This is a genomic window from Streptomyces rimosus subsp. rimosus, assembly GCF_000720725.1.
GTDB classification, from domain to species: Bacteria; Actinomycetota; Actinomycetes; order Streptomycetales; family Streptomycetaceae; genus Streptomyces; species Streptomyces rimosus_A.
Map to the genome: position 1 here is coordinate 15656 of NZ_JOCQ01000099.1, position 15056 is coordinate 30711.

Annotated in this window: 8 protein-coding genes, 2 pseudogenes and 1 riboswitch; of the genes and pseudogenes, 7 read left to right on the forward strand and 3 right to left on the reverse strand. The window is 65.9% G+C overall.

The features are described 5' to 3' along the window. Positions 1-82 precede the first annotated feature (82 nt). On the forward strand, positions 83-727 hold the full coding sequence (locus IH45_RS0134335; RefSeq protein ID WP_078897913.1) for a Uma2 family endonuclease: 645 nt from the start codon (positions 83-85) through the stop codon (positions 725-727). A gap of 191 nt (positions 728-918) precedes the next feature. Here IH45_RS0134335 and IH45_RS1000000150310 read toward each other — a convergent pair. Continuing rightward, positions 919-1318 (reverse strand): annotated as a pseudogene (locus tag IH45_RS1000000150310) (aldehyde dehydrogenase family protein); the annotation flags it as partial. A 226-nt stretch (positions 1319-1544) separates the two neighbouring features. Beyond that, positions 1545-1710: riboswitch (cobalamin riboswitch) on the reverse strand. A 235-nt stretch (positions 1711-1945) separates the two neighbouring features. On the opposite strand from IH45_RS1000000150310, the gene IH45_RS01000000144380 reads away from it, so the two are divergent. The 5 genes and pseudogenes from IH45_RS01000000144380 to IH45_RS1000000150315 all read left to right on the forward strand — a co-directional run. After that, entirely contained in the window at positions 1946-5626 is a 3681-nt protein-coding gene (locus IH45_RS01000000144380; RefSeq protein WP_030677804.1) for a type I restriction endonuclease subunit R, read from the forward strand. Beyond that, a complete protein-coding gene (locus tag IH45_RS1000000145570) occupies positions 5623-7038 on the forward strand; it encodes a restriction endonuclease subunit S (RefSeq protein WP_078897914.1) in 1416 nt (471 codons plus the stop codon). Before IH45_RS01000000144380 ends, IH45_RS1000000145570 begins: the two co-directional genes overlap by 4 nt. Next, entirely contained in the window at positions 7035-8639 is a 1605-nt protein-coding gene (locus IH45_RS0134355) for a class I SAM-dependent DNA methyltransferase (protein WP_234440782.1), read from the forward strand. The genes IH45_RS1000000145570 and IH45_RS0134355 overlap by 4 nt, the downstream gene beginning before the upstream one ends. 168 nt (positions 8640-8807) lie before the next feature. Continuing rightward, on the forward strand, positions 8808-10328 hold the full coding sequence (locus IH45_RS0134360; protein WP_078897915.1) for an HsdM family class I SAM-dependent methyltransferase: 1521 nt from the start codon (positions 8808-8810) through the stop codon (positions 10326-10328). Positions 10329-10947: 619 nt separating this feature from the next. Further along, a pseudogene (locus tag IH45_RS1000000150315) lies at positions 10948-11013 on the forward strand (DUF397 domain-containing protein); the annotation flags it as partial. Between the two features lie 122 nt (positions 11014-11135). On the opposite strand, the gene IH45_RS1000000150320 reads toward IH45_RS1000000150315, so the two are convergent. Then, complete coding sequence (locus IH45_RS1000000150320) at positions 11136-13331, reverse strand: AIPR family protein (RefSeq protein WP_050515385.1); 2196 nt, start codon at positions 13329-13331, stop codon at positions 11136-11138. A gap of 134 nt (positions 13332-13465) precedes the next feature. Between IH45_RS1000000150320 and IH45_RS1000000149030 the strand changes: the two genes are divergently transcribed. Then, positions 13466-13630 (forward strand): hypothetical protein, encoded by a 165-nt coding sequence (locus IH45_RS1000000149030; RefSeq protein WP_158813354.1) that lies wholly within the window; start codon positions 13466-13468, stop codon positions 13628-13630. A 174-nt stretch (positions 13631-13804) separates the two neighbouring features. On the opposite strand, the gene ychF is transcribed toward IH45_RS1000000149030, so the two are convergent. Next, on the reverse strand, positions 13805-14893 hold the full coding sequence (ychF, locus tag IH45_RS0134375; RefSeq protein ID WP_030677821.1) for a redox-regulated ATPase YchF: 1089 nt from the start codon (positions 14891-14893) through the stop codon (positions 13805-13807). Between the last annotated feature and the right edge of the window lie 163 nt (positions 14894-15056).

A 15056-nucleotide genomic window follows, 5' to 3' on the forward strand; every position in this document is an offset into this window, starting at 1 on the left:
GCACGCTCGCGCTCGGTGATCCCATCGCCTGGGACGCGGCACTGCCACTACACACGGCGGCCGAAGTGGCTACGGTCGAGCCATGACCGCACTGCCCGACTGGATGCGCCCGCCGCGCGCGGAAGGCTGGTTCGCGGAGGACCTGGACCGTCTCCCCGAAGCACCACGCCACACCGAGCTCCTCGACGGGGCACTCGTTTTCGTGCTGTCACCGCAGAGGTGGTGGCACGGCCACCTCGTCACCATGCTCACGGCCGCCCTCATGGACCAAGCGCCCGACGGCATACACGTCGGCCGCGAGATGACCATCAAGCTCGACCAACGCAACCGGCCCGAACCGGACCTGCTGGTGACCACGGCTGCTTTCGACAACGACCGCACCTGGTTCGCCCCGAACGAAGTACGTCTCGTCGTCGAGGCCGTCTCCCCCGAGTCCGCCCACCGGGATCGCACCATCAAGCTCCGTAAATACGCCGAAGCCGGCATCCCGCACTACTGGTGCACAGAGGATGAAGAAGGTTCGCCCGTCGTCCACGTCTACGAGCTCGACCGGCCCACCCGCGCCTACGCCCCCGCCGGCATCTTCCGAGGCTCGCTCCAGCGTCCCGTGCCCTTCCCGATTGTCCTCGACCTGGATGGGCTCGTCCCGGCTCGGCGCCGCGACTGGAAGCACGCCGAAGGGCTGGCCCCGAAGGAACCGGCCCCTTGCAGGCGTGGGAGACGCTGAGGCGTTCGGTCAGACGCTGCACCGGATATCGGCGATAAGCCCCTCACCCGCAGAAACGCAGGTACATCCAGCATGGTGCATTCACGACCAGAGCTTTTGACGTGTTCCGTCCAATGTATTGCTGATTTACACGCTGGAGTCAACCGGCCCGCCCGGGGAAGTTCAGAATGGCTGCAGTCCGAAAGTTCGGCCGGGGCACGCAGGGAATGGACATCGATGTCGGTGCGTGACCGGCGTTTCCGGTGAACTCACCGCCGAGGAAGTGGGAGGTGCCCGCCGCGAACTCGACGGTCTCCGAACTGCGCTGGATGTCGCCGTGCGCGTCGGCGATCGTCTTGCTGTGCTCGGCGGACAGCAGTCGGGCCGGCCCGTCCACCTCCCGCTCGGCGAGCTGAAGGAACCGCATCAGGACTCGGGCACAGAGCTGCGGGTCTCACCCGCCCCAATCAAGTTGCGCATTGACGACAGCGGCGATGACCGCTCCGCCTCGATGTGGCCGCGAGGGACACCAATGCCTGGGCCTCGCCGGTGTTGGGGTCGTATACCTCGCCGTGGGCCCCGACTTTCCCGGGTGTGCTTGCCGCCGACGAAGGAGGCAACCCGCGCGCGGAAGCGCCCTCGTGCTCGCGGACCATGGCTGCCTGCTCTCGTCAGGAGGGACACGGGGATGGCACGCCGACACCGCACACGCAGGCGGGTAGCGTACGGGTACCGGAGCTGCGAGATCACGTGTGGCTGGACGTCCCGTCAGAAGACCGGCTCACTAGGGCCGTAGATACACACCGGTGCCATGCGTGTCAGCTTCACCCTGGTGGATGACACATAACATCCCGCGGCCGGTATCCTGACTCCCCGATCGGCGCGCACCGTCCACCTCCCTGACGTCTAGTTCGTCAGTGGCCTCCTGCTCAACGGCGTGGTCACCGGTCACAGTGACGGGACCGCACCGCCGGCTTCCCTGCACCGCGGGCCTCGTACTCACAACTAAGCAGTTGGGCGCCCTAGTAATCCCAGTGCTGAGAGCCGCACGCGGCTTCACGGAGTCTAGTTCCCCCTCAATCCGCGTCTCGAGTGTGGCCTCCGCTGCAGTCTCCAGCAGCTTGAAACTCCTGGCGTCGGCGCGCCTCCGGCATTAAGCTCGATGATCCCTTCGCCGCACCTGTACGGCCCGAGCACTCTACGTCGTACAGCATCCCAGGAAAGAGCGGTACCCCTCTGATGAGCGCAGGTGGCGCGGCACAGACGCCGGACCCGAGACTCGCCGAACTCGCCCGCACCTCACGTAACTTCGGCTTCCTGTACGACCATCTGCCGCTGCTCGTCGCTTACGGTTCGGGCGCCGAGGCCAACGTCTTCACCGACCCGAACACCTCGCTGCTCAAGTCCCGGCAGTTCGGCGAGGCCCTCGCTTCCGATCTGGTGCGCCGGGGTCGTGTCCAGTTCACTGGAAGCAAGCAGGTCGAGCGCCTGGCAGCTCTCGACAGGGAAGGCTATCTGCACGGCAACGTGGGACCTGCGTTCCACGAGGTCCGCATTCTCGGTAATAAGGCCAATCACGACGACTACGACGACCCTGACGATGCCTTCCGAGCCCTGCGGACCTGTCACCGGCTCGGCGTCTGGTACCACCGCCTGATCACCGGGTCCCGTGAACAGCACACATTCGTTCCACCGGACCCGGCACGCACACCGGCCGCGCAGAACACTGCCCTGCGCGCACAGGTGGAGGAGACCCGGCGCGCGTTGGAGGAGGCCCGTCTCACTTACGAGGGCCAGACGTCCCAGGCGCAGGCCGAGCAGGCCGCCCGCCTCACGGTGGAACGGGAACTCACCGACGCGGCGGCGGAGCGCGAGGAGCTCGCCCGCCAGGTTGCCGCCATGCACGATCAGCTCGCGGCGCTCCAGCAGGCCCAGTCCACGGCCGACGCCCGGCTGCTGCGCGAGCAGGTCACGAACCCCACCGCCGCCTCCGAAGCGGTGGCCGAGCGTGCGCGTCTCCTGGAAAACGCCGAGCAGGCGGCCCGCGAGCCCCTCAGCGAGGCGCAGGTGCGTACCCGTCTCGACGAGATGCTCACCGAGGCGGGCTGGAGTGTCCAGGACGCCGGCGGCAACCTCAACCTGTACGTGCAGGGAGACCGTCGTGGCAGCGGTGTCGCCGTCCGCGAGACGACCACCGCCACAGGCCGCGCCGACTACGCCCTGTACGTGGAGCGGAAGCTGGTCGGGGTGATCGAGGCCAAGCGGGAGGGCGCCGACCTGACGGCCGCCGAGGTTCAGGCAGACCGGTACGCCGACCACCCCACCGAGGCACAACAACGTCTGATCGCCTGGCGCACCCCGCTGCCGTTCCGCTACGTGTCAGACGGTGGCGAGACCCGGTTCCGCAACACCCTCGACCCCGACTCACGCAGCAGGCGGATCTTTTCCTTCCACCAGCCCCGTACCCTGTCCCGCTGGATCCGACAAGCCGAACAGGACCCCCAGGCGCCCTCATATCGCGCCCGACTGCGCCTTCGGATGCCCGACCTGGACGAGCGCCCCCTGCGCCCCGCCCAGATCAAGGCGGTGCGCGGCGTGGAGCAGTCCGTGGCGCTGGGCAAGGGCCAGCAGGGCACGGGCCAGTCCCGCTCCCTCGTACAGATGGCGACGGGCGCCGGTAAGACGTACACGGCGGTCACCTTCTCGTACCGGATGCTCAAGTATGCGCAGGCCGAGCGGGTCCTGTTCCTGGTGGACCGGAACAACCTGGGCGCCCAGGCGCGGAATGAGTTCGAGAACTTCACGACTCCCGACACCAACCGCACCTTCGCCGACCTTTTCAACGTGCAGCGCCTGGGCTCCGAGGGCATGAACCCCTCCGCGAAGGTCGTCGTCTCCACGGTGCAGCGCCTCTATATGGAGCTGACGGGCTCGACTGTGCCCGTCACGCAGGGCGAGGACGGCGAGGAGGAGTACACGTACGACGTGGCGGGCGACATCCGCGTCGGCTACAACCCCGGCATCCCGCCCGAGTCGTTCGATTTGATCGTCGTGGACGAGTGCCACCGCTCCATCTACGGCAAGTGGCGGTCCGTGCTGGAGTACTTCGACGCGCCCATCGTCGGCCTCACCGCGACACCCGTCGCACAGACCTTCGGCTACTTCAACGGGAACCTGGTCAGCGAGTACGCCTACCCGGAGGCGGTCGCCGACGGCGTCAACGTCGACTTCCAGGTGTACGAGATTCTGACCCGGATAACGGGCGAAGGCGGCGTCATCGCGCGCGGCACCATCCCGGTCCGCGACCGCCGCACCCGCCGTCAGCGCTACGAGGACTTCGACGACGACGTCTCCTACGAAGCGTCGGAAGTCGGCGTCGGCGTGATCAGCAAGGACCAGTTACGGACTGTAATCCGCACCTTCCGCGAGCGTCTGTTCACCGAGATCTTCCCCGAGCGTGCCAAACGCGACAAGGCGACTGGCGAACTGCTGTGGGATGAGATGTACGTCCCCAAGACGCTCGTCTTCGCCAAGAACGACAACCACGCCGAGGAGATCGTCGAGGTCATCCGCGACGTCTTCGGCAAGGGCAACGACTTCTGCGCGAAGATCACGCACGCGGCGAAGAAGCCGGCGGAACGGCTCTCCGACTTCCGCAACCTGCCACAGCTGCGCATCGCCGTCACCGTGGACATGATCGCCACGGGCACCGACGTCAAGCCACTCGAATGCCTGCTCTTCCTGCGGGACGTCAAAAGCTGGGCCTATTTCGAGCAGATGAAGGGCCGTGGCGCCCGCACGCTCTCCCTGACCGAGTTCGAGCGCGTCACCCCGGGGGTCGGCCCCAAGACGCACTTCGTGATCGTCGACGCCGTGGGCGTGACCCGGAAGCCAAAGGTGGATGCCGGTCCGCTGGAGCAGCACACGGAGAAGGACCTCAACCTTGAGAAGCTCCTCCGCCTCGCCGCCCGGGGTGTCGCAGAGGACAACCACGTCTCGACTCTGGCCGCGCGTCTGGCCAAGCTCGACCTCCAGATGACTGACGAGGAGCGCGCCGAGATTGAGGCGCTCACCGGCGGCGTACCGCTGAAGCACATCGTCCATCAGATGGTGGACGCCGTCTCGATCGACGAGCAGGCCAAGACCCGCCAGGCCGCCGAACGCCTCGGCCTCGCCCCCGACCAGGCTGTACGGGACGTGACCGAGCGGGCGCTACGCCCGTTGGCCTCGAATCCTGCGCTGCGCAGCCGCCTGCTGGAGATGCGCCGCGCGAAGGACATCCTGTACGACGAGACGAGCCGCGATGCTTTGGTGTCGGCCGGCGCCGCCCCGGAGGACGAGTCGACGGCACGCGAGACCGTCCATGACTGGCAGGCCTATGTCAAGGAGCGCCGGGACGAGATGGCGGCGCTCTCCCTCGCCTTCTCGCCCGACTCACCCGTACCGCCCCGCGAGGCTCTGCGGCGCCTCAAGGACCTGGCGCGAGCCGTGGCACGCCCCCCGCGCGCCTGGACGGCGGAGAAGCTGTGGCGCTGCTACGAGCAGGTGGGCGAAGCCGTGACGGCGAACCGGTCCGCCGGTCGCACCGCGGCCGACCTGCTGGCCCTGCTGCGGTACGAGCTGGCGGGCGGCGCGGACGAGGGCGCCGCCCTGCCGCGCCCGCACGAGGAGGCGGTACATGAGCGGTACGCGGTCTGGCTGACCCAGCAGGCACAGGCGGGCGTGACCTTCACCGACACCGAACGCTGGTGGCTCGACCACATCGTCGGTGCGACAGTTGAGCGTGTACGCTTCGACACCGCCGACCTCGACTACGCCCCGTTCACGAAGATGAATGGCACGGACGGATTCCTCGCGGAGTTTGGCGAGGAGCGGGCGGAAGAGATCCTCGACGAACTGGACAGGGAGCTGGGCGCGTGACGCTGGGGCTGGGTGCGGATTCCGGTGACGGCCAGGAGGAGCTTCCGGGCGGGGGCGCAGGGGAGCTGCCTCCGGGGTGGGCTCGGGCGACGCTGGGCGAACTCGGTGAATGGTACGGCGGTGGCACTCCGTCCAAAAAAAGGCCGGAATTCTGGACTGACGGAACCATTCCGTGGTTGTCCCCCAAGGACATGGGGCCGGACATTCTCGTGGCGACTCAGGACCTCATCCACAAGTCCGCTCTCGACGACTCACCCGTGAAGCTTGTGCCTGGCGGGTCTGTGGCTCTTGTCGTTCGATCCGGGATCCTGGAGCGGAAAGTTCCTGTTACGTACGTGCCTTTTGAAGTCACGCTGAATCAGGACATGAAGGCGGTCAAACCCTACGAGGGAATCGACGACCGGTGGCTGGCGTGGGCTATTCGCGCGCGGGAGCAGTACATCCTGGAGAACTGCCGGAAGCGCGGCACGACGGTGGCTTCGCTTGAGATGCCTTGGCTGATGGACACCGAGGTTCTTGTACCACCGCTTGCGGAACAGCGCCGCATAGCTGCCGAGGTTGAGCAGCAGATCACCCACATCGAGGCGGGCGAAGAGGCGCTGAGGGTCGGGTTCCGGAAGATCGACGAGTTTCGCAAGTCAATCATCTGCTCAGCTATTCCAGACCCGCTTCCCGATGACTGGGACGAAGTCACTGTCGGAGAAGCCGGGAAGGTGGATCTAGGCCGCCAGCGACACCCCTCTTGGCACTCCGGGCCAGAGATGAAACCTTACCTGCGCGTCGCTAATGTCTTCGAAGACCATATCGACACTTCCGACGTGAAGGAGATGGACTTTTCCGGCACGGAAGAAAAATACGCCCTGAAGGATGGCGACGTCCTCCTCAATGAAGGGCAGAGCCCGCACCTTCTTGGGCGTCCAGCCATCTACCGCGGCACCCCAGAGGGTGCCGCTTTCCAAAACACTCTTTTGCGCTTTCGTCCGAATTCTCGGATAACTTCGGAGTGGGCACTCCTCGTTTTCCGTCGACACATGCATACTGGGCGCTTCATGAAAGAGTCACGCATTACGACCAACATTGCACACCTTTCAGCTGCCCGCCTTAAGACTATCGAGTTCCCGTTTCCCTCTGTTGACAGGCAAGAGTTGATCGTCAAGCAGGTCCGACGACAGCTGGAGGATGCGGACAGGATGGATGCCGAGCTTCGTGGTGTGACTACAGGATCAGCCGATCTCCGCGCCGCCCTCCTCAACGCCGCCTTCACCGGGACCCTCGTCCCACAAGACCCCGCCGACGAGCCCGCCTCAAACCTGCTCGACCGCATCCGAGCCGCCCGCGCGACCGCCCAGAAGGCACCCCGCAAGCGCAAACAGCGCTCCGCCCCGCCCGGTCAGGAAGAACTGCCCCAGTGAGCACCATCCCCGCCCTCATGAACAGCGCCATCACCCCAGGCCCCCGCCGCTCCGCCGGGGAGACGACCGCCACGCTCGTCAACCGGCTCTGGTCGTACTGCGAGCTGCTGCGCCACTCCGGTGTCTCCACCCTCGACTACGTCGAGCAGCTGACGTACCTCCTCTTCTTGAAGATGGCCGACGAGCGCGCCAATCGACCGGCCAGATTCCGCCGGAACATGCCGGAAGAACCGCTCGTCCCGCCGGGCCTGGACTGGCCGAGTCTCACCAGCCGGTCGGCCGAGGACCTCGTGGACCACTACGAGCACGTCCTGCGGCAGCTCGGCCGCAACAGCGGCACGATGCTCGGCGAGGTGTTCACCAAGGCGCAGAACAAGATCCATGAGCCCGCTGTCCTGGAACGCCTCATCAAGGACCTGATCGACCCGTACACCTGGACCCGCGAGAATCTGGACCTCAAGGGCGATGCCTACGAAGGTCTACTCCAGCGCGGGGCTGAGGACCGCAAAACGGGTGCCGGCCAGTACTTCACACCCCGCCCGCTCATCGACGCCATGGTCGACTGCCTGCAGCCGCGCCTCGGCGAGTCGATCACCGATCCCGCCTGCGGCACCGGCGGCTTCCTCATCGCCGCGCACGCCCACATCGTCGAGCGCTACGAAGAGCAGCTGTACGGCGACGAGGCACGCAAGCTTCAGACGGGTGCCATCACCGGCTATGAACTGGTCCGGGAGACGGCCCGGCTGGCCCTGATGAACATGCTGCTGCACGGCATCGGCACGTCCGAGGCCCGCCCGCTGATCACCATCCAGGACTCTCTGGCGAAGTCGCCACACAAGTTCTACGACATCGTGCTGGCCAATCCGCCCTTCGGCGTAGGCTCGGTCACCGGCGAGGCGTACACCTCCCGCAAGGACTTCTGGACGCAGACCACGAACAAGCAGCTCAACTTCGTCCAGCACATCTACACCCTGCTGAAGACGAACGGCCGGGCCGCCCTGGTCCTGCCCGACAACGTGCTCTTCGAGGGCGGCGCGGGCGCGGAGATCCGTCGCCGCCTGCTGGACCTCACCGACGTCCACACGCTGCTGCGCCTGCCCACCGGCATCTTCTACGCCAACGGCGTCAAAGCGAACGTCCTGTTCTTCGACAAGCGTCCCCCCCGCCCTGGTGGCAAGCCTTCGACCAAGCAGCTATGGGTCTACGACTTCCGTACCGACCAGCGCTTCACCCTCAAGCAACGCGCTTTGCGCCGCGAGCACCTCGAAGAATTCATCGCCGCCTTCCACTCCGGCGGCACTGATTACTCAGCTCGAAAGCCAAGTGAGCGCTTCCGGCCGTACGAGTATGATGAGCTGATCGCCCGTGACAAGGTGAACCTCGACCTGACGGCGATTCAGTCGGCCTCCGCTTCTTCCGCCATACTCGCCCCTCCGGACGTGATCGCGCAGGAGATCGTGGAGGACCTGGAGACGGCCTTGGCGGAATTCACCGCCGTGGCACGAGCACTGAAGAAGGCTGCGAGCACCAGGGCGGCCGACGGCACCACCGGCACTTCCGAAGACGGCACGACGGACGACAGCACAGCCCAGGAGCAGTAAACCCGGTCTCCCAGCCTGCCAAGCCCATACGGGCTCTGGTGGTCCACCGAGGGCCGACCGGAGCCTGCCTCTGGAAAAGGAGGCGTGGCTCCTCTATCTGTTCTATCCGTGCGGATGGTACAGAGGCAGGCGGCCCGCCAGGGACTTCGCATAGGGACTGGGTGACACATGGCCAACGGGCTCGGCCGAGGCAACGGAGCGACGGCAGCAGGCATACCAGCAGAGAGGTTCTGGAAGGGCGAGGCGATAGCCGAGCGGTTTTGGAAGTTCTACCGCGAGGGAATCAATACCCGCGCCATCACCCGCCTCCAGTTTGTGGAGCACGTCGGTTACCTGCTTTTCCTCAAGCTGGACCACGAGCGGGCCCAGCGCTCGACCCGGTTCGCGCACCCGCCTGTCGCGCCCGCCGGCGCTTGGCCGGGCCTGGCTCTGCTCAGCGGTGACGCTCTGCACACCAGCCTCGCCCGCCTCGTGGACGGTCTCGGCAACCAGGACCTCGCCGGCCGCCCCGACAGACAGACTGCAAGTGTGGTCTTCCGCGACGCCCAAATCTGGGGGCTCGACCGCATGGCCGAGCTCAACGAGCTGATCGTCGAGCAGATCGACCCCTACAGCTGGCTGGCGGTCCCCCAGGCCGAGTTAGGCCGTGCCTTCTCGCAGATGCTGCGCGACTGCCGCGACGACATCGACCTCAAGATCGAGTCCGGCCAGACCCTCACGCCCCTCCCCGTCCTGAACGCCATAACCAAGGTGCTCGGCGTGGGCCCTGAGGACATTGTCATCGATCCGGCGTGTGGCACAGGCACGACGCTCATCGCCGCCTACAATGCCATGCTTGCCGCCAACCGCCAGCTGGCCCCGACCGCCCTCGCGGGAGCCGACCTCGACGCCCAGATGTGCCGGCTGAGCATGCTGAACATCCTGCTGCACACCGGCCGCCCGTTCGCCGCTTCCGCTCCGGTCCAGCTTGCCGACACACTCAAGCGCAAGGTCCCGGTGGTCCGCTCGGGGCCCGGGGTCGTACCCACCGTGGCCATCTGCAACCCGCCATTCAGGAGCAACGGCGTACAGCCCGACGCCACCATGCGTGACGACTTCTGGGCGTACGGGGATTTCCCTACCAACTTCCTCCAACACCTGGCAATCACCCTGCCACAGGGTGCACGGGCGGCTGTCTTTGTTCCGGACGGGGCCCTGTTCGGCGGCGGCGCGGCGTCCACCGTACGACAGAACCTGCTGAGGAACTGCGACGTACACACTCTTCTGCGCCTGCCCACTGGCCTGTTCCACCGCAAGGGCGTGAAGTCGAACATCCTCTTCTTCACGAAGTCCGCTCCCAACCCGAGCGGTGAGCCCGCCACGAAGGACCTGTGGGTATATGACGCCCGAACAGGCAACCACCACACCGACACCGGAAACCCGGTCACCGAGGCCGACTTCGACGACTTCGTCGCCTCCTGCCTCCCAAACGGGGGCTTCGCGGCACGAACCGAGTCGAAACGTTTTCGCCGATACCCCGTAGCGGAACTCCTCGCCCGTACGAAGACGAGCCTCGACCTCAAGGCCCATCTGGCCCCGGACCCGAGCGACTTCGGCTCTCCCAAGGAGATCGCCTTCGAGGTGGCGGATCAGCTCGACGAGGCAGCCGCCCACTTCCGCCACATTGCGGAGGCACTGCCGGAGCAGTGAGGACAAAGACAGGTCGTCGCCGACAGGGAACTCGGTTCGACCGACGACGACCCGCGCACCTGACAACCCTGGGCGAATCTGCCAGGGGCTGATAACTCCTGTACGCCCTCCCCGCCTCCTCGCGGGGAGGGCAGAGTGCGATCACCGCCTGGGTCGCGTCCCGTACAGGCCCAGTCCAGCCGTGCACAGAGCGCACCGAATTCGGCGGGCAGCGGCACCTCTTTGCCGCACTTGCCGTGGACGACGCCCTTGTACTCGGCCTTCCCAGGCCGGCCGAAAAGCGACCACGTGCTGCAAGACACGAGCAACATCTGCAGAGGCATATCCCGTTGTCTTTCTCGTTGATGCCTTGGAGTCTTTCGGATGGAGATTCGACCTCAACGGTCAGTTTGACCGCATCGGCGTCCAGGAGCCAGCCGTCGCCGTTCTTGCACGCACGAGAACCGATGCTCAGGTCCGGGGTCGCGTAGTCCGTCCCAGGCATCAGACATTGGAACGGACACGTTCTCAAGCGCTTTGTACGAAGGAAAGCCCAGGGCGAAGGGGATCGCGCAGGTTAATTCTATTCCAGCGTGCCTGCCGCCCGGGCCCGGGGATATCACGAGTGATCCTCGTACTCATGGGAGCAACGTGGGGCGCAAGCAACTATAGCGGTGGACAAGGAAACTGCGTCGAAGTCGCCGACAGCCTCCCCGCCCACATCGCCATCCGCGACAGCAAGCGTCCTACCAGCCCCCTATGCTCGCCTCCACCCCAGCGCATGGGCGGCCTTCGTGGCCGCACCTGCGCTGAGCGGAGCCTGAAGCCTCACGCGCCCGCCAAGCTGTCCTCTTCCGACTGCTCCTCGTCCGCGATGTCCCGCCAGAGCCTCTCGGCGATCTCCACCAGCGTTCCCTCGCCCGCGACTTTCCACTGCTTGGGCCCCTGGACCGCGCTCCACTGTTCCTTCCAATCGGCCGCGTTCCACATCTGGGAAACCAAACCGGTCGGGGAATATCGCTTGCCGTCGGCCTCCCAGAGAATGGGGGTCTTCCGGTCGTTCACCCAACTTGCCCGACGCCGACGGGGATCCTCGTCGAGCCACGCGCCAATGGCCAGTTCCTCCACGGTGCTGGGGGCGTAGACCAGGGGAGTGCCGTCGCTGATGGCGTCGTGGTCGACGAGCAGGCGGACCGTCTGGGGCCGACGTTGCCGCTTCGGTCCGGTATCCGCCATGAGGGCCTTGAGGTTCATGGGGGAGTCCGGTCCGGTGCCGCGCTGGAGGACGCCCAGCACAGCGGCGGCCAACCGCGCGCAACGTTCTTCGTTGGCGAAGGTGCTGGTGACATAACTCTTCTTGGTGAAGAGAGTGTCGACCATAGTGATGAGGCAGAGGAGCACGGCACTGACCTGACCGGGCACGCCGACGAGCACCTCGGCCCACTCGTCGTCCGGCTCTTCGAACCGGTCTCTGCCGATCCGCTGGAACACCAGGTGGGCCACCAGCAGGCCCCCGCTGTCCACGATGGCGGCCGGACGCCCGGTGAACTTCGTTCGCAACTCGGTCAGTTGGTCCCGCACCAGCCGGAAGACCTGCACGGCGCGCCAGATCTGCTGAGCGGTCGGCTGCTGACCGAACAATCTCGTATAAGCGCCCCCAGCGCCTTCCTCCCACAGCGCGTTCGTGGAGCCCTTGACCCGCACGGCGAGCGACGAGTCCCGGTGCATGCAGGCTAGGGCCGTGGCCGCTTCCGTGACCGAGCAGCCCGACTCGGGAGCCGGGTCCAGTTCCCCCCTCCGGAAGACGTACTCCTTGTCGAGGGAGAGGCGGAAGTCCTTTTGAATCTCGCTCTGTACGGTATCGATGGCGATGAAGTCCCGGCGCTCCATGTGGTTCTGCGTGTTGGTAGCCTTGGTGATGGAACGCCCGAAGCCCTCCGGCGCCCCCTCCAGGGAGATGATCCTCACCAGGACATGGGCCTCTGCGACGGCCTCGGGATCCCTCTCGTACGCCCGGTAGGCTGAAGACACCGTCTGGGCGCCGTTCACCACGCTGGCGTTGTGCAGGGTGAGGGTGGTGGGCTGGCCGACCGCTCTCTTGGCGTGGTACTCCTGCTCGACTCTGTCGCACTGCACCGTAATGCCGTTGTGGCGGTAGAGGAACCCTTCCGGGTCCTCCAACATCGACTCCACCATGGTCTGGTTGACCCCGGTGAGTCCCAGCGACTTGCGGACGTTGCGGTCGTAGAGACGTTCGCCGTGCCCCTTGCCATGATCATGATCTTCGTCACCGCCCTTGCCGCCGTACCAGCGTGCGAGCTGATCGGCGCTGATCTCACCGATCACCGCCTTGTACGGAGTCTCGCGGCTATACCACTCGCGGTCCATGGTGGCCTTGAGAGTGATGGGCTGCGGCTCCAGGTCCTCCCGAATCGCCCGGTGGAAGTCCTCCTGGTCCAGTACCCGGTACTCCACAGTCCGCCCGCGTCCGCCGAACTCGTTGGCCGCCTCGTCCAGGATGTTGCGGGTCTCGAGAGAGAGACGACCGTCTCCCATAAGGGCGACGACCAAGTTGACCTTGCACGTGGGCAGCCTAAGAACGCCATGCACACGGTCGGCGAGCAGTTGCAGCCGCTCGTTGAAGTGGTCGAGATCGCGATTGTCGAGCTTCTTGAGCCCGTGGACCAGCTTGAGTGCCGCCTCAGTGTCGAAGCCAGCCGTCCCCTTGTCCTTCCACTTGGCTTGAATCAGCCAGAGTTCGGATCCCGAGGCGGAAAACGCAACGCAGTCGATACCGAAATCGTCCCGGCCGTCGATCACCCATGCCGCCGCCTCGTCCGAGGTGCAGTCCGCGAGGATGCGTGCAGCCTTCGCGGAAACGGCTCTCGACAGCAGGGCCGTCTCGCGCTCTTTGGGGTCCTTCTTTTCGAAGTCGTCCATAGAGATCCGGCCTGCGAACTCCCGCAGCAGCGCCCTTTTGATGTGCTGCACCTCAAGGGGCATCCCCAGTGCGCCCTTACCCATCCGCGCTCCCAATCACCGTTCTTGACGTCCTTGTTGAGGGTATCGAAGCGGGAACAGAGTGTGTCAGCCTCGCGCCGGCACCTGGGCCACTCCTCAGTACGAACTCCCACGCCGGTCAGGATGGGCAGCACGTCATGAACTGCACCCAGCAGGACTCCGAGGACCACTACTGGGCGGTGCTCGCCACCCTTGAGCCCCAGGACCACATGGTCCAGGCCGCCACCATCGCCACCGATGTACGATCCCGGCTCCTCACCGTCGCCTCACACCCTCCCCAGGCCGGGACGGGCTTGGGGTGACGTGAGGCGACGGGCCAAGACGTCCGTCCAAATCGTTGGCATCCAGCACGGTCCGGGGAGGAGGGATGATGACAGGTGACGAGAGGTCAGGTACCGGTGCGTGCGAATCTGGGAGCCTGCCTCCCAAGAGCCAGGCCCCTCCTGACCTGCATCGAAGTGGCGTTAAGTCATCCACTACACATTGAACCGGAACTCCACCACATCCCCATCCTGCATCACATAATCCTTCCCCTCCATCCGCGCCTTCCCAGCAGCGCGGGCCTCGGCCACCGACCCCGTCTCCACCAGGTCGTCGAACGAGATGACCTCAGCCTTGATGAACCCCTTCTGGAAGTCGGTGTGGATCACACCGGCCGCCTCGGGAGCCGTGGCGCCCTTCTTGATGGTCCAGGCCCGGGTTTCCTTGGGGCCGGCGGTGAGGTAGGTCTGGAGGCCGAGGGTGTTGAAGCCGACGTGGGCGAGGGTGGCGAGGCCGGGTTCTTCCTGGCCTACGGACTGGAGGAGCTCCAGGGCCTCCTCCTCGTCGAGTTCGGCGAGGTCGGCTTCGAGCTTGGCGTTGAGGAAGATGGCCTCGGCGGGGGCGACCAGGGCGCGCTGTTCGGCCTTGAAGTCCTCGTCGGTCAGCTCGTCCTCGTCGACGTTGAAGACGTAGAGGAAGGGCTTGGTGGTGAGGAGGTGGAGGTCGTGCAGGAGCTCCTCGTTGCCGGAGCCCTGGACGATGCCCGCCGAGAAGAGGGTGTCGCCCTTCTCCAGGATGGCCTTGGCCTCCTCGACCGCCTTGACCTTCGGGGCCACGTCCTTCTTGATGCGCGACTCCTTCTGGAGGCGCGGCAGGACCTTCTCGATGGTCTGGAGGTCGGCGAGGATCAGCTCGGTGTTGATGGTCTCGATGTCGTCCTTGGGCGAGACCTTGCCGTCGACGTGGACGACGTTCTCGTCCTTGAAGGCGCGGATGACCTGGCAGATCGCGTCGGACTCGCGGATGTTCGCCAGGAACTTGTTGCCCAGGCCCTCGCCCTCGGAGGCGCCGCGGACGATGCCGGCGATGTCGACGAAGTCGACGGTGGCCGGGAGGATCTTCTGGGAGTCGAAGATCGCGGCCAGCTTGGCCAGGCGCGGGTCGGGGACGCCGACGACGCCGACGTTGGGCTCGATGGTGGCGAACGGGTAGTTGGCCGCCAGCACGTCGTTCTTGGTCAGGGCGTTGAACATGGTCGACTTGCCGACATTCGGCAGACCGACGATTCCGATCGTGAGCGACACGGTGGCGACTTCCCGGAGAGGATGCGATGGACTGGGCGACGGTGCGTACGGCCCGCTGCGGGGCCGGGGCGGCCGTAAGGGGTGCGGCCCATGGAGGGCCGGTCGTCCAGTCTACGGGGCGGGGGAAGGGCGCCGGGCGGCGGAGGGGCGGGGGGGCGTACGG

What these genes read in the sequence shown, in the direction of transcription:
- IH45_RS0134360 (WP_078897915.1), top strand. Translation starts at nt 8,808, where the DNA reads ATGGCCAACGGGCTCGGCCGAGGCAACGGAGCGACGGCAGCAGGCATA.
- IH45_RS1000000149030 (WP_158813354.1), top strand. Translation starts at nt 13,466, where the DNA reads ATGAACTGCACCCAGCAGGACTCCGAGGACCACTACTGGGCGGTGCTC.
- IH45_RS01000000144380 (WP_030677804.1), top strand. Translation starts at nt 1,946, where the DNA reads ATGAGCGCAGGTGGCGCGGCACAGACGCCGGACCCGAGACTCGCCGAA.
- IH45_RS1000000150320 (WP_050515385.1), bottom strand. Translation starts at nt 13,331, where the DNA reads ATGGGTAAGGGCGCACTGGGGATGCCCCTTGAGGTGCAGCACATCAAA.
- IH45_RS0134335 (WP_078897913.1), top strand. Translation starts at nt 83, where the DNA reads ATGACCGCACTGCCCGACTGGATGCGCCCGCCGCGCGCGGAAGGCTGG.